The sequence below is a fragment of the Pseudomonas sputi genome (assembly GCF_021603585.1).
Classification (GTDB): Bacteria; Pseudomonadota; Gammaproteobacteria; order Pseudomonadales; family Pseudomonadaceae; genus Aquipseudomonas; species Aquipseudomonas sputi.
Map to the genome: position 1 here is coordinate 84,832 of NZ_BQHI01000015.1, position 20,314 is coordinate 105,145.

General features: G+C 59.4%; 17 protein-coding genes. 4 read left to right on the forward strand and 13 right to left on the reverse strand.

The window, feature by feature from the left end; translation table 11 throughout:
* Window positions 1–21 precede the first annotated feature (21 nt).
* The 3 genes from L6D81_RS19815 to L6D81_RS19825 form a co-directional block, all read right to left on the reverse strand.
* Window positions 22–759 carry an S-methyl-5'-thioinosine phosphorylase gene (locus tag L6D81_RS19815; protein ID WP_236181576.1) on the reverse strand — a complete coding sequence of 246 codons (738 nt, stop codon included), beginning with the start codon at window positions 757–759 and terminating at the stop codon, window positions 22–24.
* Window positions 760–771: 12 nt separating this feature from the next.
* Entirely contained in the window at window positions 772–1,782 is a 1,011-nt protein-coding gene (gene nagZ, locus L6D81_RS19820) for a beta-N-acetylhexosaminidase (protein ID WP_236181577.1), read from the reverse strand.
* A gap of 158 nt (window positions 1,783–1,940) precedes the next feature.
* On the reverse strand, window positions 1,941–2,648 hold the full coding sequence (locus tag L6D81_RS19825; RefSeq protein ID WP_236181578.1) for a TetR/AcrR family transcriptional regulator: 708 nt from the start codon (window positions 2,646–2,648) through the stop codon (window positions 1,941–1,943).
* Between the two features lie 230 nt (window positions 2,649–2,878).
* On the opposite strand from L6D81_RS19825, the gene lexA reads away from it, so the two are divergent.
* Together lexA and sulA are read left to right on the forward strand one after the other, a co-directional pair.
* Complete coding sequence (lexA, locus tag L6D81_RS19830; protein ID WP_207983440.1) at window positions 2,879–3,487, forward strand: transcriptional repressor LexA; 609 nt, start codon at window positions 2,879–2,881, stop codon at window positions 3,485–3,487.
* 10 nt (window positions 3,488–3,497) lie between these two features.
* Window positions 3,498–3,971, forward strand: a complete 474-nt coding sequence (gene sulA, locus L6D81_RS19835; protein WP_236181579.1) for an SOS-induced cell division inhibitor SulA — start codon at window positions 3,498–3,500, stop codon at window positions 3,969–3,971.
* 86 nt (window positions 3,972–4,057) lie between these two features.
* On the opposite strand, the gene L6D81_RS19840 is transcribed toward sulA, so the two are convergent.
* The 7 genes from L6D81_RS19840 to L6D81_RS19870 all read right to left on the reverse strand — a co-directional run bounded on the left by L6D81_RS19840 (window position 4,058) and on the right by L6D81_RS19870 (window position 12,508).
* On the reverse strand, window positions 4,058–4,291 hold the full coding sequence (locus L6D81_RS19840) for a hypothetical protein (RefSeq protein WP_007953047.1): 234 nt from the start codon (window positions 4,289–4,291) through the stop codon (window positions 4,058–4,060).
* Between the two features lie 106 nt (window positions 4,292–4,397).
* On the reverse strand, window positions 4,398–4,922 hold the full coding sequence (locus L6D81_RS19845; RefSeq protein WP_236181580.1) for a DUF6586 family protein: 525 nt from the start codon (window positions 4,920–4,922) through the stop codon (window positions 4,398–4,400).
* A gap of 174 nt (window positions 4,923–5,096) precedes the next feature.
* Complete coding sequence (gene topA, locus L6D81_RS19850; protein ID WP_236181581.1) at window positions 5,097–7,727, reverse strand: type I DNA topoisomerase; 2,631 nt, start codon at window positions 7,725–7,727, stop codon at window positions 5,097–5,099.
* 114 nt (window positions 7,728–7,841) lie between these two features.
* Window positions 7,842–8,078 (reverse strand): DUF1653 domain-containing protein, encoded by a 237-nt coding sequence (locus tag L6D81_RS19855; protein ID WP_007953059.1) that lies wholly within the window; start codon window positions 8,076–8,078, stop codon window positions 7,842–7,844.
* Window positions 8,079–8,177: 99 nt separating this feature from the next.
* On the reverse strand, window positions 8,178–9,353 hold the full coding sequence (fadA, locus tag L6D81_RS19860; protein WP_007953060.1) for an acetyl-CoA C-acyltransferase FadA: 1,176 nt from the start codon (window positions 9,351–9,353) through the stop codon (window positions 8,178–8,180).
* A 29-nt stretch (window positions 9,354–9,382) separates the two neighbouring features.
* Window positions 9,383–11,530, reverse strand: coding sequence for a fatty acid oxidation complex subunit alpha FadB (gene fadB / locus L6D81_RS19865; protein ID WP_236181582.1), 2,148 nt, complete (start codon window positions 11,528–11,530; stop codon window positions 9,383–9,385).
* A 540-nt stretch (window positions 11,531–12,070) separates the two neighbouring features.
* The gene (locus tag L6D81_RS19870; protein ID WP_236181583.1) at window positions 12,071–12,508 is read right to left on the reverse strand and encodes a hypothetical protein; all 438 of its coding nucleotides are present in this window, start codon (window positions 12,506–12,508) and stop codon (window positions 12,071–12,073) included.
* Window positions 12,509–12,611: 103 nt separating this feature from the next.
* Here L6D81_RS19870 and L6D81_RS19875 point away from each other — a divergent pair, with 103 nt between their 5' ends.
* Window positions 12,612–13,049 (forward strand): universal stress protein, encoded by a 438-nt coding sequence (locus L6D81_RS19875; protein WP_236181584.1) that lies wholly within the window; start codon window positions 12,612–12,614, stop codon window positions 13,047–13,049.
* Window positions 13,050–13,124: 75 nt separating this feature from the next.
* Here L6D81_RS19875 and L6D81_RS19880 read toward each other — a convergent pair whose 3' ends face one another.
* Window positions 13,125–15,047, reverse strand: coding sequence for an ATP-binding cassette domain-containing protein (locus L6D81_RS19880; protein ID WP_236181585.1), 1,923 nt, complete (start codon window positions 15,045–15,047; stop codon window positions 13,125–13,127).
* Between the two features lie 215 nt (window positions 15,048–15,262).
* Here L6D81_RS19880 and L6D81_RS19885 point away from each other — a divergent pair, with 215 nt between their 5' ends.
* On the forward strand, window positions 15,263–17,191 hold the full coding sequence (locus tag L6D81_RS19885) for a transglycosylase SLT domain-containing protein (protein ID WP_236181586.1): 1,929 nt from the start codon (window positions 15,263–15,265) through the stop codon (window positions 17,189–17,191).
* Window positions 17,192–17,275: 84 nt separating this feature from the next.
* On the opposite strand, the gene L6D81_RS19890 is transcribed toward L6D81_RS19885, so the two are convergent.
* Both L6D81_RS19890 and L6D81_RS19895 read right to left on the reverse strand, forming a co-directional pair.
* Complete coding sequence (locus L6D81_RS19890; protein ID WP_236181587.1) at window positions 17,276–18,298, reverse strand: Fic family protein; 1,023 nt, start codon at window positions 18,296–18,298, stop codon at window positions 17,276–17,278.
* 65 nt (window positions 18,299–18,363) lie between these two features.
* Complete coding sequence (locus L6D81_RS19895) at window positions 18,364–20,139, reverse strand: ABC transporter transmembrane domain-containing protein (protein ID WP_236181588.1); 1,776 nt, start codon at window positions 20,137–20,139, stop codon at window positions 18,364–18,366.
* Window positions 20,140–20,314 lie beyond the last annotated feature (175 nt).

Here is a 20,314-nt window from a genome sequence, read left to right on the forward strand (position 1 = left end):
CAAGTTGTTCCGGAGCCAGACTCAGCCCTTGAGTACGCGCGCCAGCGTCGATTTCACCTTGCCCATGCCATCGTGCAACGCCTGCTCGATCTCGGCCATGGTGATCACTTCAGTGGTCTTGCCCGCCGCTGGATTCACCACCAGTGCCAGACAGGCGTAATCCAGATCCAATTCACGAGCCAGGGCCGCTTCCGGCATGCCGGTCATGCCGACAATGTCGCAACCGTCACGCTCCAGACGCACGATTTCGGCCACGGTTTCCAGACGCGGGCCCTGGGTGCAGGCGTAAACGCCCTGATCGCTGTACTCGCAACCTTCGGCGGCCAACGCAGTAATCAATTGCTGACGCAGCGGTTCGCTGTAGGGAAAGCTGAAGTCGATGTGTGTGACATGTTCCAGATCATCGGCGAAATAGGTGTGCTCGCGACCGCTGGTGTAGTCCACGATCTGATGCGGGACGCAGAAATGTCCGGTGCCCATTGCAGGATGAATTCCGCCCACGGCGTTGACCGCGATGATCGCTTCGGCCCCGGCCTGCTTCAACGCCCACAGGTTGGCGCGATAGTTGACCTTGTGCGGCGGAAAGCGATGCGGATGACCGTGACGAGCGAGGAACAACACTTCCTTGCCGGCGTACTCGCCAATCTGGACTTCGGCCGAGGGCGCGCCATAGGGCGTATCCACAGCCAGCGACTGACGAATGCTCAGGCCTTCCAGCTGGGTCAGGCCGGTGCCGCCGATGATTGCGTAAACCGTCATAGCGAAAAATCCTTAATCGATCAGTTGAGCGTCTTTGAGCGCACCGACAGCGGTCAGCCAGCGCGGATCCTGACGGTATTCGGTACTGGCGAACGCCTGACCGCGCATGCGTGCAATACGCGGCGACGGTTTGACCTTCATGCGCTGCGCGGCGCTCAGGGCCAGTTCGGCAGCCGCGCGGTCGTTACACACCAGGCCCATGTCGCAACCGGCACTAAGTGCCGCTTCGATACGACTGGCGGCGTCGCCCACTACATGCGCGCCGGCCATCGACAGGTCATCGCTGAAGATCACGCCGTCAAACTGCAGCTCGCCGCGCAAGATGTCCTGCAGCCAGCGCCGGGAGAAACCGGCGGGCTGTGCGTCGACTTGCGGGTAAATCACGTGAGCCGGCATGACGGCGGCCAATTGCTTGCTGAGTCTGGCGAACGGCACGAGGTCGTTGGCGCGGATCTCATCGAGACTGCGCTCGTCATTGGGGATCGCAACGTGAGAGTCCGCTTCCGCCCAACCGTGGCCAGGGAAATGCTTGCCAGTGGCGGCCATCCCGGCACTGTTCATGCCTTTAATGAACGCTCCGGCAAGTAGCGCGGCGCGCTCCGGGTCACCTTCAAACGAGCGAGTGCCGACGACGGCGCTGCGCTGGTAATCCAGATCCAACACCGGCGCGAAGCTCAGATCGAGGCCGGCCGCCAGCACTTCAGTGGCCATGATCCAGCCGCATTGTTCGGCCAGGTATTCGGCGTTCGGATTGTCAGCGACGGCGCGCATCGCTGGCAGGCGTACGAAGCCCTGACGCAGGCGCTGGACGCGACCGCCTTCCTGATCCACCGCCAGCAGCAAGTCCGGACGAATGGCACGAATTGCCGCGCTCAGCTCACGCACCTGTCGCGGATGCTCGATGTTGCGAGCAAAGATGATCAGGCCGCCCACTTCCGGCTGGCGCAACAATTGGCGATCTTCGGCCGTCAGCCAGGTACCGGCGACGTCCACCATCAACGAGCCTTGCAGGCCAGCAGTCATAGAGATTCCTTGAAAACGAAAAACCCGTCGCCCACGAAACCACCACCTGGGGCATTGCCCGGAGGGTCGGTGATTTCAATGAGAAACGGATTCAGAACGAGAGTCGACATGGGCGGCTAGCTTAGCGGATGTCAGTTGCCGCGCCCACCCATGACCGATTAAACCTTGGCAGGTGCCGGCGCTGATTTGCTGCGAGGTCGCAACTGCGCCGTGGCCATGGCCGTGTCGGTGACGCCGGTTTCAGCACGCATGCCGGCTGCCAGAAACGGCACCATCAGACGCATCACCTGCTCGATGGAGGTGTTGACGCCGAAATCTGTCTCGGCGATCGCACGCAGAGCCTTGATCCCGGACATGCTGAACGCCGCGGCACCGAGCATGAAGTGCACCCGCCAGAACAGTTCGATAGGAGGAATCCGCGGTGCAGCGTCGTTCACCAGCAACATGTAGCGACGGAAAACCTTCCCGTACATATCTTCCAGATAACGACGCAGGTGGCCTTGGCTCTGACTGAACGCCAGCCCCAGCAAACGCATGAAAATCGACAAATCGTTGCCACTGCGTGGCTGCACTACCAGCGCCTGCTCGACGAGGATTTCCAGCAGTTCTTCGAGCGAAGGCTTGTTCTCCGGCTTGGCCTGACGGCGCTCAAGTTCTTTGTCGAGACTGATACAGAAAGGACCGAGGAAGCGCGAGAAAACCGCCTGGATCAGCGCCTTCTTCGAGCCGAAGTGATAGTTCACCGCCGCGAGGTTGACCCCTGCCTTGCTGGTGATCAGACGCAACGAGGTTTCAGCGAAACCTTTTTCCGCGAACAGCTGTTCTGCAGCATCAAGAATGCGTTCAACGGTTTCCGACTGGGCCATGGCTACTCCGCCTGACAAACACTTGTTTGAAACATACGTTTCAGCCTATGCCTTGTCAAGCCTGCCAGTTCGTTTTGGGAATGGTCGGTCAGTTATTTAACCACATCAAGGACGCCACATTAATCAGGGTCGTCACTGACCGTCCGGCGGCATGGCAAAAAACGATCATTGCCAAGACCGCTTCACTGTATATAATCCCAGTCACTGTATAAAAAGACAGAGCGATCAATATGCTTAAGCTGACGCCACGCCAAGCCGAGATTCTGGCCTTTATCAAACGCTGCCTCGAAGACAACGGCTACCCGCCGACCCGTGCGGAAATCGCTCAGGAACTGGGATTCAAATCGCCCAACGCGGCCGAAGAGCACCTCAAGGCGCTCGCCCGCAAAGGCGCGATCGAGATGACTCCCGGCGCCTCTCGCGGCATTCGCATCCCCGGCTTCGAAGCCAAGATCGACGAATCCACCCTGCCGATCATCGGCCGAGTGGCTGCCGGTGCGCCGATTCTCGCTCAGCAGCACATCGAAGAGTCCTGCAACATCAACCCGGCCTTCTTTCATCCACGCGCCGACTACTTACTACGGGTCCACGGCATGAGCATGAAGGACATCGGTATTTTCGACGGCGACCTGCTGGCGGTTCACACCACTCGCGAGGCACGCAACGGTCAGATCGTAGTTGCGCGGATCGGCGACGAAGTCACCGTCAAACGCTTCAAGCGTGATGGCAGCAAAGTCTGGTTGATTGCCGAAAACCCCGAGTTCGCCCCTATCGAAGTCAACCTGAAAGACCAGGAACTGGTCATCGAAGGCTTGAGTGTCGGCGTCATCCGCCGCTAAAGGAGGCTTTATGCAGTTCCCACACGTACCTCAGCAAACACAACTGCCGTTGTTCGAAGCGTTTCTCGCGCAACCGCTCGCCCCCATCCTCAAGGATGTCGTGGAGCGTCCGTGGAATACCGAACCTGAAGCGTTCAGCGAGCTGTCACTGCGCGGCGCGGCCGGGAACTGCCTGAGCCTGCTGGCACCGATTCTTCGCGAACTGAGCGAGGATCAGGACGCACGCTGGCTGACCCTGATTGCACCGCCTGCCAGCCTGACCCAGACCTGGTTGCGGGATGCCGGATTGAATCGCGAACGTATCCTGCTCTTGCAACCGCGCGGCGCTCAAAGTGCTCAGCAACTGGCTTGCGAAGCCCTGCGCCTGGGTCGTAGCCATACGGTGGTGACATGGTTGAACCCGCTCAACTCAGGCTCACGCCAACAGCTGATCAGCGCCGCCCGCACCGGGGACGCTCAAAGCCTGAACATTCGTTTGGGGTGATTCAGCAACAATGCGCGCCATGTAAAGCGCAGGGCTTCTCCAGGGATAGAGAAGCCGATCTGGAGCAGTAACTGACAGACAGCGGATCAATGAAGAACCCGCGGCCCCTCATCTTTATCGAACTCGCCTTCAACCATACGCCCCGCCATTTGCACACCGACGCTCAACATGGCCTTGGCAATTTCAACGTGTTGCCCCTGCAGAAACGCCTTGGCATCCTCGGAGAAATCCAGAGTCACCAGAGACCCCTCGTCCTCGGCCCTGCGCAGTTCGATTCGGCCGTCTGGTAACTCGACAATTTCTAGAAAGGACGTTGGCATATAGGTCTGTTCTCCACGAAAGGCAGGGATTATATAGACATCATTCAGGCTTCGCTCGGGATCTTGACCAGCAGCACGCCTCTCGTCGCCGCCAGTCCACAGCTCCTCAGCACTCGTTCAAGCCTTCACGGAAGCGGATCGCCAGCCCCTTGAGGTTCTGCCGCCAGCTCTCAAGCTCTTCGCGACTCAATTCTTCAACTACCTCTTCCTCATCCAGGTTCACCGCCTGAATCAACGGCTGCGTCACATCACCCTTCGGCTTGTGCGGCACCCGTGGCGGCTGAAAGAGCGCCGAGTGCGCGGACAGCAATTTAGCCAGCCAGGTTTCCGGATTTCCCGCCAGTTCAATCATCTCTGCCAACTCTGGAATGGCAATCGACTCCAGCACATCACGGGTCAGCAGCGCTTCCGCCCGCGACGCATTGGCTTGCGGCAGACGATAGAAGCCGGCGATTTCATGACACAACCCCAACAATGCGCCGTAGAGATGAAACAGTGCGGATTCTCGCCCGGCCTGAATCAGCGCCAGCGAGTTCATCGCCCGCCCCTCTTCGGCCCTGGCCAGCGCTTCCAGCGACAAACCCGCGAAATAGATCTTCTGATTGGTACGGGTATAGAGTTCGTGGGCCATGTCGGCACTCTCCACAACGAAATATTGGCTTCACACAGGCCGGACAGTGTCATGGATCAGCCGATCCGTCCGCAAGCTTTAAACAAAAAGGCCGCATGATATCCCGAAGATTGTCATGCGGCCTTTTGTTGTACCGGGCCGATAATATCAGCCCATCACAAGGTCGGAGTCAGCTCAAGCCTTGGCTTTTGCCGGACGCTTGTCCTCCACCGTCCACTTGCCACCGTCGAAGAACGCTTTCCAGCCAGTCGGCTTGCCGTCGACCTCGGTCTGCACGTACTGCTCCTTGGTCTTGCGGCTGTAGCGGATCACGGCCGGCAGGCCATCCGGATCCTTCTGCGGCGCTTCGCACAGGAAATGGTACTTCGGATCGATTTCGTCCTTGTGCGGCAAAATCTCAATCACCAGCGGAGCACGGGTCTCGCGGTTTTTCGGGAATTGGCTGGCCGCCAGGAACAGACCGGAGGCACCGTCGCGCAGAATGTAGGTGTCGTTGACCTTTTCGCACTTAAGCTCAGGCATCTTCACCGGATCCATCTTCGGCGGCGCCGCGTCACCGCTCTTCAGCAGCTTGCGGGTGTTCTTGCAGGTCGGGTTGGTGCAACCGAAGAACTTGCCGAAACGGCCAGTCTTGAGCTGCATCTCGCTGCCGCACTTGTCGCATTCCAGGCTTGGACCTTCGTAGCCCTTGATGCGGTAGCTGCCTTCTTCGATTTCATAGCCGGCGCAATCCGGGTTGTTACCACAGATGTGCAGCTTGCGCTTCTCGTCGAGCAGGTAGGCGTCCATGGCCGTGCTGCAGATCGGGCAGCGGTGCTTGCCGCGCAGGACCAGGGATTCCGATTCACCTTCATCGTCCGCCGCGATTTCATCGCCCGGCACCAGATTGACGGTAGCCTTGCAGCGCTCTTTCGGCGGCAGGCTGTAACCCGAGCAACCGAGGAACACGCCAGTCGACGCAGTACGAATCTGCATTGGGCGGCCGCAAGTGGTGCAAGGAATGTCGGTCATCACCGGCTGGTTGGCACGCATGCCGGCTTCCGGATTCTCCGCCACTTCGAGTTTTTTCTTGAAGTCGCCATAGAATTCGTCCAGCACGTTTTTCCAGTCGCGCTCGCCCTGAGCCACGTCATCGAGGTTCTCTTCCATGCCGGCGGTGAAGCCGTAGTCCATGAGATTCGAGAAGCTTTCCGACAGACGCTCGGTAACGATGTCCCCCATCTTTTCCGAATAGAAACGACGGTTGTGCAGAGTCACGTAGCCGCGATCCTGAATGGTCGAAATGATCGCCGCATAGGTCGAAGGACGGCCGATGCCACGCTTTTCCATTTCCTTCACCAGGCTGGCTTCCGAATAACGGGCCGGTGGCTTGGTGAAGTGCTGGGACGGATCGAGCTTGATCAGCTTCATCACGTCGCCCTGCGCCATGTCCGGCAGAACGTCATCATCGCCAGGCTTGGTGATTTGCGGCAGCACGCGGGTGTAACCGTCGAACTTCAGGATACGGCCCTTGGCACGCAGCTCGAAATCGCCGGCAGCGACGCTGACGGTGGTCGACAGGTATTGCGCCGGCAGCATCTGGCAAGCCAGGAACTGGCGCCAGATCAGCTCGTAGAGGCGCTCAGCGTCACGCTCCATGCCGGCCAGCTTGGTTGGCGTGGTGTTGGCGTCGGAAGGACGGATCGCTTCGTGAGCCTCTTGTGCGCCTTCCTTGCTGCTGTATACGTTCGGCGACTCCGGCAAGTATTTCTTGCCGAACTCGGTTTCGATGTAATCACGTGCCATCGCCACGGCATCAGCCGAGAGGTTGGTCGAGTCGGTACGCATATAAGTGATGTAGCCGGCTTCGTAGAGACGCTGGGCCATCATCATGGTTTTCTTCACACCGAAGCCCAGGCGGTTGCTCGCGGCCTGTTGCAGTGTGGAGGTGATGAACGGTGCCGACGGCTTGCTGCTGGTCGGTTTGTCTTCACGCTTGACGATGCTGTAGCTGGAGGACTTGAGCTTCTCCAGTGCGGCCGTCGCCTGCGCTTCGTTCAGCGGCTTGAAGGCTTCGCCTTTTTCGCGAGCGACTTCGAAACGTACGGTCGAGCCCTTGGCGGTGCCGAGATCGGCATGCACTTCCCAGTACTCTTCCGGGTTGAACGCGCGGATCTCACGCTCACGCTCGACCACCAGTTTCACGGCAACCGATTGCACGCGACCGGCGGACAGGCCACGGGCGATCTTCGCCCATAGCAGTGGCGAGACCATGTAGCCGACAACGCGGTCGAGGAAACGACGGGCCTGCTGGGCGTTCACTCGATCGATGTCGAGTTCGCCAGGCTCCGAGAAGGCTTCCTGAATCGCCTTCTTGGTGATTTCGTTGAACACCACGCGCTTGTAGCGGCTGTCGTCACCACCGATGGCTTCGCGCAGGTGCCAGGCAATGGCTTCCCCCTCGCGATCCAAGTCGGTTGCGAGATAGATGGTGTCAGCATCCTTGGCGAGCCGACGCAGCTCTTCGATGACCTTTTCCTTGCCCGGGAGAATCTCGTACTTGGCTTTCCAGCCGTGTTCGGGATCGACACCCATGCGCGAGACCAGCTGCTTGCGCGCCTTCTCTTTCGGCGACAGCGCTGGCGCTTCGCCCGCAGCAGCCTTGCCGCGCTTGGCGGCTGGCTCCTTGCTGGCGCTAGCCGAACCGCTGGTGGGCAGGTCTCGGATATGGCCGATACTCGACTTCACCACGTATTGGTTGCCCAGATACTTGTTGATGGTCTTGGCCTTAGCCGGGGATTCCACAATGACCAGCGATTTGCCCATGGATCAGAAAATTCCTGAATTCTAGAAGTGAAAGGCGGTTGGCGCCTGACGCGGCACCGCTATATATAGTGGCTACAAGGTGAGGTCAAGCGCAGGGTTTTGCGCGCACTCGCCTTACGGCTTCGAAAAAAGGCTCGGTTCGGCTTGCACCAAAGCAAAGCGTGGGACCTGCTCGCCGTCAACCTCGACGGACTCCAGGAACATGCTCAAGGGACGCACCCAAAAGCCGTAATCCCCATACAGGGCTTGGTAAAAGACCACTTCTTCTTCGGTCTCGGAATGCCGCGCGACACTGAATACGCGGTACTGCGGACCTTTGTAATGCTGGTAGAGCCCTGGTTGTATCGGCATGCTTCGGCCCTCACTCAAATATTTTCAAAATAAAAACAAAAATAAATCCACAAAAACAAAAACCGGGGCACTTGGCCCCGGCTTCCATCGACGAGACGCTTAGACGCGTTCGAAGACGGTGGAGATGCCTTGGCCGAGGCCAATGCACATGGTAGCCACCCCGAAGGTGCCGCCATTCTGCTTCATCACGTTCAGCAACGTGCCGGAAATACGGGCACCGGAGCAACCGAACGGGTGACCCAGGGCGATCGCGCCGCCGTGCAGGTTAACCTTCTCATTCATCTTGTCGAGCACTTTTAGGTCTTTGAGCACTGGCAGAGCCTGTGCGGCGAACGCTTCGTTAAGCTCAAAGAAGTCGATATCGTTGATACCCAGGCCCGCACGCTTCAGCGCTTTCTGAGTTGCCGGTACCGGACCATAACCCATGATGGCCGGGTCAACACCCGCTACCGCCATCGAGCGAATCACGGCCAGTGGCTGGATACCCAGATCCTGTGCACGCTGTGCCGACATCACGATCATGCACGAAGCACCATCAGTGATCTGCGACGAAGTACCGGCAGTCACGGTGCCGCCCTTTGGATTGAACGCCGGCTTCAGAGCCGCCAGACTTTCCAGGGTGGTTTCCGGACGAATGGTTTCGTCGTAGTCGAAGGTTTTCAGGAAACCGTTCTCGTCGTAACCCTGCATCGGGATGATTTCATCCTTGAACTTGCCTTCCACAGTCGCCTTGTGGGCGAGCTGGTGGGAGCGCACGCCAAAGGCGTCCTGCTGTTCGCGAGTAATGCCGTGCATTTTGCCCAGCATTTCAGCGGTCAGGCCCATCATGCCCGAAGCTTTCGCCGCGTACAGGGACATGTGCGGGTTCGGATCGACACCGTGCATCATGCTCACGTGGCCCATATGCTCGACGCCGCCAACCACGAACACGTCACCGTTGCCGGTCATGATCGCTTGCGCAGCGGTGTGCAGCGCGCTCATCGACGAGCCACACAGACGGCTGACAGTCTGGCCGGCCGAGGTGTGCGGGATCTGGGTCATCAGCGACGCCATGCGCGCGATGTTCCAACCCTGCTCCAGGGTCTGGTTCACACAGCCCCAGATCACGTCCTCGACTTCGGCAGGATCGACCTTGGTGTTGCGCTCAAGCAGTTTGCTGATCAGGTGCGCCGACATGTCTTCGGCGCGGGTGTTGCGGTGCATGCCGCCCTTGGAGCGGCCCATCGGAGTACGACCGAAGTCGACAATCACGACGTCTCTAGGATTCAAGCTCATAAGTTCACTCTCACTCTAGTTGGGGGCGCTTAACCGAAGAAGCTCTGGCCGTTCTTGGCCATTTCGCGCAGCTTCGCGGTCGGGTGGTACAGCGCGCCCAAATCAGCGTACTGGTCGGCCAGGGCAACGAACTCGGCAACACCGATCGAGTCGATGTAGCGCAGCGCACCGCCACGGAATGGAGGGAAACCAATACCGTAAACCAGACCCATGTCGGCTTCGGCGGCGGTTTCGACGATGCCGTCTTCCAGGCAACGCACGGTTTCCAGGCACAGCGGGATCATCATCCAGTTGATGATGTCTTCGTCAGTGACTTCGCGCTGCTCGTAGACGATCGGCTTGAGCACTTCCAGTACCGACGGATCGGCGACTTTCTTCTGCTTGCCTTTCTTGTCGGCCTCGTAGGCATAGAAGCCCTTGCCGTTCTTCTGACCCAGACGCTTGGCTTCGTAAAGCACGTCGATGGCCGAACGACGGTCGTCCTTCATGCGGTCCGGGAAGCCTTCAGCCATGACGTCACGACCGTGGTGGCCGGTGTCGATACCGACCACGTCCATCAGGTACGCCGGGCCCATCGGCCAGCCGAATTTTTCCATGATCTTGTCGATACGGACGAAGTCCACACCGGCGCTGACCAGCTTGGCGAAACCGCCGAAATACGGGAACAGTACGCGGTTGACCAGGAAGCCCGGGCAGTCGTTGACGACGATCGGGTTCTTGCCCATTTTCTTGGCGTAGGCGACGGTGGTGGCGATGGCCAGCTCGCTGGACTTCTCGCCACGGATCACTTCCACCAGCGGCATCATGTGCACCGGGTTGAAGAAGTGCATGCCGACGAAGTTTTCCGGACGCTTGAGGGCCTTGGCCAGCAGGCTGATGGAGATGGTCGAAGTGTTGGACGCGAGGATGGTGTCCTCTTTGACCTTGTCTTCGACTTCCGCCAGAACGGCTTGCTTGACCTTCGGATTCTCGACCACGGCCTCAACGACCAGGTCAACGTGACCGAAATCGCCGTAGGACAGGGTCGGGCGAATGCCATTGAGCACTTCAGCCATTTTCGCGGCCGTCATGCGGCCCTTGTCAACGCGACCGACCAGCAGCTTGGCGGCCTCAGCCAGACCTTGCTCGATACCGTGCTCGTTGATGTCCTTCATCAGGATCGGCGTACCTTTGGAAGCCGACTGATAGGCGATACCGCCACCCATGATGCCGGCGCCCAATACAGCGGCCTGCTTCACGTCCCGGGCAATTTCGTCGTAGGCCTTGGCCTTTTTCTTCAGTTCCTGATCGTTCAGGAACAGACCGATCAAGCTCTGCGCGGCAGAGGTCTTGGCCAGTTTCACGAAACCTGCGGCTTCGACTTCCAGTGCCTTGTCACGACCGAAGTTCGCGGCTTTCTGGATGGTCTTGATCGCTTCGACCGGGGCCGGGTAGTTCGGGCCGGCCTGGCCAGCGACGAAACCTTTGGCGGTTTCGAAAGCCATCATTTGTTCAATGGCGTTCAGCTTGAGCTTTTCCAGCTTCGGCTGACGCTTGGCCTTGTAGTCGAACTCGCCGGAGACGGCGCGCTTGATCAGTTCAAGGGCAGCATCCTGCAGTTTTTCAGGGGCAACCACGGCATCGACGGCGCCGACTTTCAGCGCGTCTTCAGGACGGTTTTCCTTGCCGGCGGCAATCCACTCGATGGCGTTGTCGGCACCGATCAGGCGCGGCAGACGCACGGTACCGCCGAAGCCCGGGTAGATGCCCAGCTTGACTTCCGGCAGACCGATCTTGGCCTTGGTCGACATGACGCGGTAGTCCGCTGCCAGGCACATTTCCAGGCCGCCACCCAGCGCGATGCCGTTGATCGCGGCGACGGTCGGCACGTTGAGGTCTTCGAAATCGCTGAAGATCTTGTTGGCTTCGAGATTGCCAGCAACCAGCTCGGCATCCGGCAGCTTGAAGTTGTCGACAAATTCGGTGATGTCGGCGCCGACGATGAACACGTCCTTGCCACTGCTGACGATCACGCCCTTGATCGAAGCATCTGCCTTGATGGTGTCTACGGCCTGACGCAGCTCGTTCAGGGTAAGACGGTTGAACTTGTTGACGGACTCACCCTTGAGGTCGAATTTCAATTCGACGATGCCACTTTCAAGAGCTTTAACCGTGATGGCTTTACCTTCGTAAATCATCAACTGATCTCCACGATATGGAAGCTGAACAGTACACGTCGGACGCAGGCAAATGGCTCGGCAGGACGTTTTTTCGTCGATGCTGACACCCATCCACCCGGCACACCCGCCAACGCGATAGTCGGGATTCTGTAGGAGCAGTCTGCAATACAAACGCTCAATTCATACGCCCGTTTGATTTGGGTACGCCACCTTCACGGAATTTCCGACAATTGTCAATCGCCCTAAATACGGGTTGAAATGCGACTTTGCGGTCATTTCTGTAGGACGCAGCCCGGCCACACACGCTTGCATGTGAGGGCATTCATAAGATTAATAGTTAGAAAAGTCGCCCTAATTCACCGCAAGCCTTGTTTAACAGGCTACGCTGGCTGGACGACGAAGGAAAACTGGCGCACATTCACTGGCCGAATCGCTCCGGCTCAACACCAAAAAGAATTTCCGGCCTGCCTGGCCAACCCCGCCCGATGAATCATGTCGGGCTTTTTATTGCTCGTATGCCAGACGTTTCGCACCGTTGCAGCGCGAAAAGTCCGCGAGTCATGCCAGCGCTTTCAGCGTGGCGTCAATGTCCAGCAAAACCGAGGTTTCCCCCTTCTCGCCCCAATAGAGGGCGATCATCTGCTTGTCCGCTTCGACCTTGAAAACATTGCCCGGCAATTTTTCGAAATGATTGAGCAACAGCGGATCTTCACAGACTTCCTGCCACTGATTAACCCACATCCCCGGGGATTTCTGCCAATACGTCCAGCACGCCGGCTGCTTGCCACGGCGTGGCCGATGGTATTGCGCGCACGGGTTAGGCGGCTCCTGAGACATCCAGTGCGGCCACTCCTGGGGCGCCAGCTGCATGGCCAGCCCGATGCGCCGAGCCTCCGTGCGCAAGGCTATCCGGCCACTCTGGGCACGGGACGGACGCAACCATGCCAGCGGACTCAACACCACCAGCAGGATTGACACCACCAGCCAGACCGTCATATCTCTACTCCCGAATTTGAACGAGCCCATTGCGTCACTTTGGAACCAATGCGCTTGAAACCAGCCATACTTACCAATATTGATCCCTCACGAGGAGCACCTCATGCCCTACCACCATATTCTGGTCGCCGTAGATCTGACCGAAGAGTGCGACCCTGTGATTCACCGTGCCCGAGAGCTGTCGGTGAGCAATGGCGCCAAGCTGTCGCTGGTGCATATCGTCGAACCGATGGCCATGGCCTTCGGTGGTGACGTGCCGATGGATCTGTCACAACTGCAACAACAGCAGTTCGATCAGGCCAAGGAACGTCTTGAACGCCTGAAGCACAAGTACACCGAACTCGAAGGCGCCAACTGCCACCTCACCTACGGCCAGCCGCGTCAGGAAATCCACCATTTCGCCAAGGAAAAGGAATGCGACCTGATCGTGGTCGGCAGCCATGGCCGGCATGGTCTGGCATTGTTGCTGGGTTCGACCGCCAATGATGTGCTGCACGGTGCACCCTGCGACGTGCTGGCGGTGCATCTGGTCAAACGCTGATTCCAGTCACTTGTGAAAAGCTGAAAAGCCCGGCGCCCATCACTGGACGCCGGGCTTTTTCATGCCTGGAATCAATCAGGCGTCCAGCTCGGCCCAACGCTCCACCAGCGCATCCAGCTCCGCCTGCAACTGCTCAAGCATAGCAATCACCTTGGCCGTCTCGGCGGGCGGACGCTGATAGAACCCGACCTCAGCCATTTCAGCCTCAATAGCAGCAATCTGCTGCTCCTTGGCGTCGATGTCGCCTGGCAAGGCTTCCAGCTCGCGCTGAAGCTTGTAGCTCAGCTTCTTCTTCGTAGCCGGGGCCGCAGCAACCGGCGCGGCGACCGGCGCCGGTTCAGCAGTGACCACCGCCGAATTCAGATCAGCCTTGCCGGATTTGCTTTCGGTCACACCCAGCAGGCGCGGAGAGCCGCCCTGGCGGATCCAGTCCTGATAGCCGCCGACGTATTCGCGAACCTTGCCTTCCCCTTCGAAGACCAGGGTGCTGGTGACCACGTTGTCGAGGAATGCCCGGTCGTGGCTGACCATCAGCACAGTGCCGTTAAAGGTCAACAGCACTTCTTCGAGCAGCTCGAGGGTTTCCACGTCGAGGTCGTTGGTCGGTTCGTCGAGCACCAGCAGGTTCGCAGGTTTGCTGAACAGCTTGGCCAGCAGCAGACGCGCACGCTCACCACCGGACAATGCCTTCACCGGCGTTCGAGCACGCTGCGGGCTGAACAGGAAGTCGCCGAGATAGCTCAGCACGTGGCGGCTCTGGCCGTCGATATCGATGAAGTCGCGACCTTCGGCGACGTTGTCGATCACGGTCTTTTCCAGATCCAGCTGATGACGCAACTGGTCGAAGTAGGCCACATCGATCCTGGTGCCCTCTTCCACTTTGCCGCTGGTCGGTTGCAGGCCGCTGAGCATCAGTTTCAGCAGGGTGGTCTTGCCGGTACCGTTGGCACCGAGCAGGCCGATCCGGTCGCCGCGTTGCAGCACCATGGAAAAATCGCGGATCAGGAACGGACCACCCGGATGCGCAAAGCTCACGTTATCCAGCACCATCACTTGCTTGCCGGATTTTTCCGCCGTTTCCAGCTGGATGTTGGCCTTGCCGGTGCGCTCGCGACGCTCGCTGCGCTCCACACGCAATGCTTTCAGAGCACGGACGCGGCCTTCGTTACGGGTACGACGGGCCTTGATACCCTGACGAATCCACACCTCTTCCTGAGCCAGTCGCTTGTCGAACAGCGCGTTGGCGGTTTCTTCGGCCGCCAGCATGGCTTCTTTGTGAACGAGGAAACTGGCGTAGTCGCCGTTCCAGTCGATCAGGCCGCCGCGATCCAGTTCAAGGATGCGGGTAGCGAGGTTTTGCAGGAAAGAACGGTCGTGCGTGATGAACAGCACGGCCCCCTGGAAATCCTTCAGCGCTTCTTCAAGCCAGGCAATCGCGCCGATGTCCAGGTGGTTGGTGGGCTCGTCGAGCAGCAGCAGATCCGGCTCGGACACCAGCGCCTGCGCCAGCAGCACGCGACGGCGCCAGCCACCGGACAGTTCGGCGAGGGTCTTGTCGGCCGGCAGTTGCAGACGGCTCAGGGTGCTGTCGACCAGGGTCTGCAAGCGCCAGCCATCGCGGGCTTCGAGGTCGTGCTGGACGTGCATCAGTTTGTCCAGATCGGCGTCGGTGACGATGTTCTGGCTCAGGTGATGGTATTCGGCGAGCAAGGCGCCGACGCCGTCGAGGCCTTCGGCGACCACGTCGAACACTGTCCGCTCGTCGGCCACCGGCAATTCCTGCGGCAATTCACCGATTTTCAGACCGGGGGCACGCCACACCGAGCCGTCATCAGGCTTCTGGTCGCCCTTGACCAGTTTCATCATGCTGGATTTGCCAGTGCCGTTGCGGCCGATGATGCACACCCGCTCACCACGGGCGATCTGCCAGGACACCTTGTCCAACAACGGCATCGCGCCGAATGCAAGGGACACATCGCTGAATTTGAGCAGGGTCATGAGCTTCTCCAAAAACCGGGCGCGCATTCTACCTGAATCGGGCCCCGAGCAGGCCGGCAATTTCGCCGCTGACGCACTCTGCACAACAATTGTTGCGAACTTGTGCTGCAAGGCCGGCAAAGCTTTCGCCCGCTGCTGGCAAAAGGCTAAGCTACAAGCAATTCAGTGCCGGTTTTGGGCCGGTACTTGTCATGATTTCTCTGCCCGGATGTCTCATGCGCAGTCGCCTCTTCAGTGTTTTGTCATGTTTGCTGCTTTCCGCCGCTGCCGTTCAATCCGCCCAGGCGGTGGACCTGTCCACCCAACGTCAGTATTACGATGAAGCCAAGCGCGCCCTGGCCAAGGGCGACAGCGGCCCGTATTTCCGCTACAGCCAGGCCCTCGCCGACTATCCGCTGGAACCGTACCTGGCCTACGACGAGTTGACTGCCCGGCTGAAATCCGCCAGCAACGCGGAGATCGAAAAATTCCTTGCCGAACATGGCGACCTGCCCCAGGCCAACTGGATGAAGCTGCGCTGGTTGCGCTGGCTGGCCGATCGCGGCGACTGGGCGACGTTCGTCAAGTATTACGACCCGAAACTGAATTTCACCGAACTGGACTGTCTGAACGCTCAGTACCAGATCAGCCACAACAAGAAAGCCGAGGGCTTCGCCAATGCCGAAAAGCTCTGGCTGACCGGCAAATCCCAGCCCGCCGCCTGCGATGCACTGTTCGGCATGTGGGCCGCCGAAGGCCAGTTGACCGAGCAGAAACGTTGGGAACGCGCCAAACTCGCCGCCCAGCACCGCAACTACCCGCTGGCGAACAGCCTGGTCAACGGCCTGACCACCCTCGCCCCGCGCGGCCGCCTGCTGGTGGACGTGGCGCAAAAACCGGAACTGCTCAACCAGCCTTCGCGCTTTACGCCGGCCGATGAACCGATGTCGGATGTGGTCAGCCTCGGCCTGCGCCGCCTCGCGCGTCAGAATCCGGACAAGGCCATGGCCCTGCTTGACGGTTATGCCAGCAGCATGCATTTCTCCCGGGATGAAAAAGTCGCGATCGCCCGGGAAATCGGCCTCACCCTCGCCCGCCGCTTCGACAGCCGAGCGCTGGACGTGATGACCAAATACGATCCGGAACTGCGCGACAACACCGTATCCGAATGGCGTCTGCGTCTGTTGTTGCGTCTGGCGCGCTGGGATGACGCCTACCAACTGACCCGCCGTCTGCCGCAGGACCTGGCCACCACCAACCGCTGGCGTTACTGGCAGGCTCGCAGCCTGGAACTGGCGCAACCGCAGAACCCGGAAGTACAGACGCTGTACAAGAATCTGGCGCGGGAACGGGATTTCTACGGTTTCCTCGCCGCTGACCGATCGCAATCGCCGTACTCGCTGAACAACAAGCCGCTGGTACTCAGTCAGGCGCTGATCAACAAGGTGCGCAACACGCCCGGTGTACGTCGTGCGCTGGAGTTCCATGCCCGTGGCCAGATCGTTGACGGACGCCGCGAGTGGTATCACGTCAGCCGGCATTTCAGCCGCGACGAAATGGTCGCCCAGGCGAAACTGGCTTATGACCTGAAATGGTACTTCCCGGCCATCCGCACCATCAGTCAGGCGCAGTACTGGGATGATCTGGACATCCGGTTCCCGATGGCTCACCGCGACACTCTGGTACGCGAAGCCAAGGTGCGCGGCCTGCATTCGAGCTGGGTGTTTGCCATTACCCGTCAGGAAAGTGCGTTCATGGACGACGCCCGTTCCAGCGTCGGCGCCAGCGGCCTGATGCAACTGATGCCCGCTACCGCCAAGGAAACCGCGCGCAAGTTCAGCATTCCGCTGGCCTCGCCGCAGCAAGTGCTGGATCCGAATAAAAATATCCAGCTCGGCGCCGCTTACCTCAGCCAGGTACACAGCCAGTTCAACGGCAACCGCGTACTCGCCTCCGCCGCCTACAACGCCGGTCCCGGCCGCGTACGCCAGTGGCTACGTGGCGCCGATCACCTGAGCTTCGACGTGTGGGTGGAAAGCATCCCATTCGACGAAACACGCCAGTATGTGCAGAACGTGTTGTCCTACTCGGTGATCTACGGCCAGAAACTCAACTCGCCGCAACCGCTGGTGGACTGGCATGAGCGGTATTTCGACGATCAGTGATCGGGGCGCGTATCGCCGACAGATCGACGTAAACAAAAATGCCCGCATCGAGAGATGCGGGCATTTTTTTGAATCCACACTTGGCTACATGTGTTGCAACTTCTGCACCTTCAATTTGCCGAGTGACGTCAGCCGATACTTCTGATTCGGACTCCTGGGTGAGTCAGGATCAGTCATTTCAATCAGCTCCCCGGCTAATGCAGGTGTAAGGTAGTTCGCGCGAAAAGTTGCTTTATGGGCCAGCCCCAGCGCACTCATCAACTCATTTACGCTGAGCGGAACGGTTCCAGCGAGCAAATGAAGCAGCTTCTTTACTTGGTCGGTTACTTGGTCGGTTGAGGGTTCACTTTGGATAGCCTCACGCAACGCCAGATTCAACGCATTCAACATGTACTCCACGAACGGCGTTGACCCTGCCATTCGGTCAGCAGCCGACAACGCCGCGTAGTAACCATCCTGCTGCTCGCGAATCACCGCCTCAACGGGCAAATACGCCAACACCGGGCGCCACTGGCTGAGTATCAACGTTTGCCAGAGCCGCCCCATTCGTCCGTTGCCATCGGCAAATGGATGGATGAACTCGAACTCATAGTGAAAGACACAACTGGTGATCAACGGATGCCAGTCCGAAGCATCAAGCCACGCCAGCAAGTCGTCCACCAATTGGGCAATCCGGCTTGGCGGCGGCGCCATGTGGACCAGTTGCTCACCTCGATAGATACCGACACCTACCCGTCGAAATCGACCACTCTCGTCAATCAGCCCCTGCATCAACAGCTCGTGAGCGCGCAGCAAATCGGATCGATTGCCGGGTTTCCAGTCAGTCAAGCATTCATAAGCGGCAAAAGCATTGCGCACTTCCTGAATTTCTCGAGGCAAACCCAGCACCCGTTGCCCGGCCAATACAGCAGTCACCTGCTCGACGCTGAGTGTGTTGTTTTCAATTGCCAGAGAAGCCTGGATCGTTCGAATACGATTCCTACGACGCAACTGGGGTGTCTGTCGCCCACTGTCGGCAGCCGAAAGCTGACCGATCTGCTCACTGATCTCCGCGATCAGGGCGAGCATTCGAGGTGTCAGGGTCAATGGGGGCTGGTAGCGGCTCATATCCTTTCCGGGGGCATCTCAGTGGTCGCCATAGTGCCCGATGCCATCGAGCTTGGCAGCCTTATTCAATGTGTTTTATGACCATCACTGAACTGCAACGCCGCCAACCGCGCATACAGCGGATTGCTCGCAATCAGCTCCTGATGCGTGCCGATCGCCACGAGTTTGCCCTGATCCATCACCGCGATCCGATCGGCGTTTTTCACCGTGGCCAACCGGTGGGCGATGACCAGCGTGGTGCGGTTTTGCATCAGGCTGGGCAGGGCTTGCTGGATCAGGTGTTCGCTCTGGGCGTCGAGGGCGCTGGTGGCTTCGTCGAGCAGCAGGATCGGCGCGTCAACCAGCAACGCCCGAGCGATGGCCAGCCGCTGGCGTTGTCCGCCTGACAGGCCGAGGCCGCCGTCGCCCAGATGGGTCTGGTAACCGTCTGGCATCTGTTCGATGAAATCGTGGGCGTGGGCGATTTTCGCGGCTTCCCGCACCTGCTCCAGCGTGGCGGTCGGGCAGCCGTAGCGAATGTTCTCTTCGACGCTGCCGAAGAACAGCGCCGGGGTTTGCGAGACCAGCGCGAAGCAGCGGCGCAAATCCAACGGGTCGAGGCTCGTCAGCGGCACGCCATCAATCAGGATCCGCCCTTCCCGGGGATCATAGAAACGCAGCAGCAAGTCATACACCGTCGATTTGCCTGCGCCGGACGGCCCGACGAGCGCGAGGGTTTCGCCGGCGTTGATCGTCAGACTCAAGCCGTTGACAGCAAGGCTTTCGGGACGCGAAGGGTAGGAAAAACGCACATCCTGCAACTCCAGCTCGCCCTTGACCCGATCCGGCAACGTCACCAATCCCGTGGTCGGTGGCTGGATGATGTTCTCCGAACGCAACAGCTCCGCAATTCGCTCAGCGGCGCCAGCCGCTCGCTGCAACTCGCCAATCACTTCGCTCAACGTGCCAAACGCACTGCCAACAATCAGGCTGTAAAACACGAACGCCGCCAGTTCACCCGCCGAAATCCGCCCCGCGATCACGTCCATGCCGCCGACCCACAACATCACCGCGACGGCGCCGAGCACCAGCACGATCACCAGGGTGATCAGCCAGGCCCGCTGAAAAATCCGTTTGCGTGCGGTGTCGAACGCCTGCTCGACAGTGCTGGCGAAACGCTGTTCGTCCTGCACCTGATGGTTGTAGGCCTGCACGGTCTTGATCTGACCGAGGGTTTCGGACACGTAGCTGCCGATGTCGGCAATCCGGTCCTGACTCAGCCGGGAGAGATTGCGCACGCGGCGGCCGAAAATCAGGATCGGCGCAATCACCAATGGCAGCGCGATCACCACGATGCTGGTGAGTTTGGGGTTGGTAATGAACAACAGCACCACACCGCCAATGACCATCAGCAAATTGCGCAGGAACAGCGACAGCGACGAGCCGATCACCGATTGCAGCAGCGTGGTGTCAGCGGTCAGCCGCGACTGGATTTCCGAGCTGCGGTTGTCCTCGTAAAACCCGGGATGCAGGTACACCAGATGGTTGAACACCTGTCGACGGATGTCCGCCACCACCCGTTCACCGATCCAGGACACCAGATAAAACCGCGCAAAGGTGCCGACCGCCAAGCCGAACACCAACAGCATGAACAGGCCGATGGATTGATTGAGCAGGTGCGGCGACTGGGTCATGAACCCTTGATCGACCAGCAGCTTGATGCCCTGCCCCATCGACAGGGTGATGCCCGCCGTGACGATCAGCGCGAGCAGCGCGCCGACCGCCGGCCAGCGATAAGGGGCAAGGAACGAACGGGCCAGGCGCAAGGCCCGGCGGTGGCGCGAGGAAAGCATCGGGATCATTCAGGTTCACGTCGTGTGCTGATGGATAGGGCCAGCCTACAGACTCAAATGGGGTGGAACTCTGTAAATCACAATGAGTCAGGTTAAATATGACCGGCCCGACTACTCCCTAGATGCTATTGGTCTAAGGTCCGGGTTGAGACAGGCGGTCATTTCTGTTTGAGTGGAGATGCCG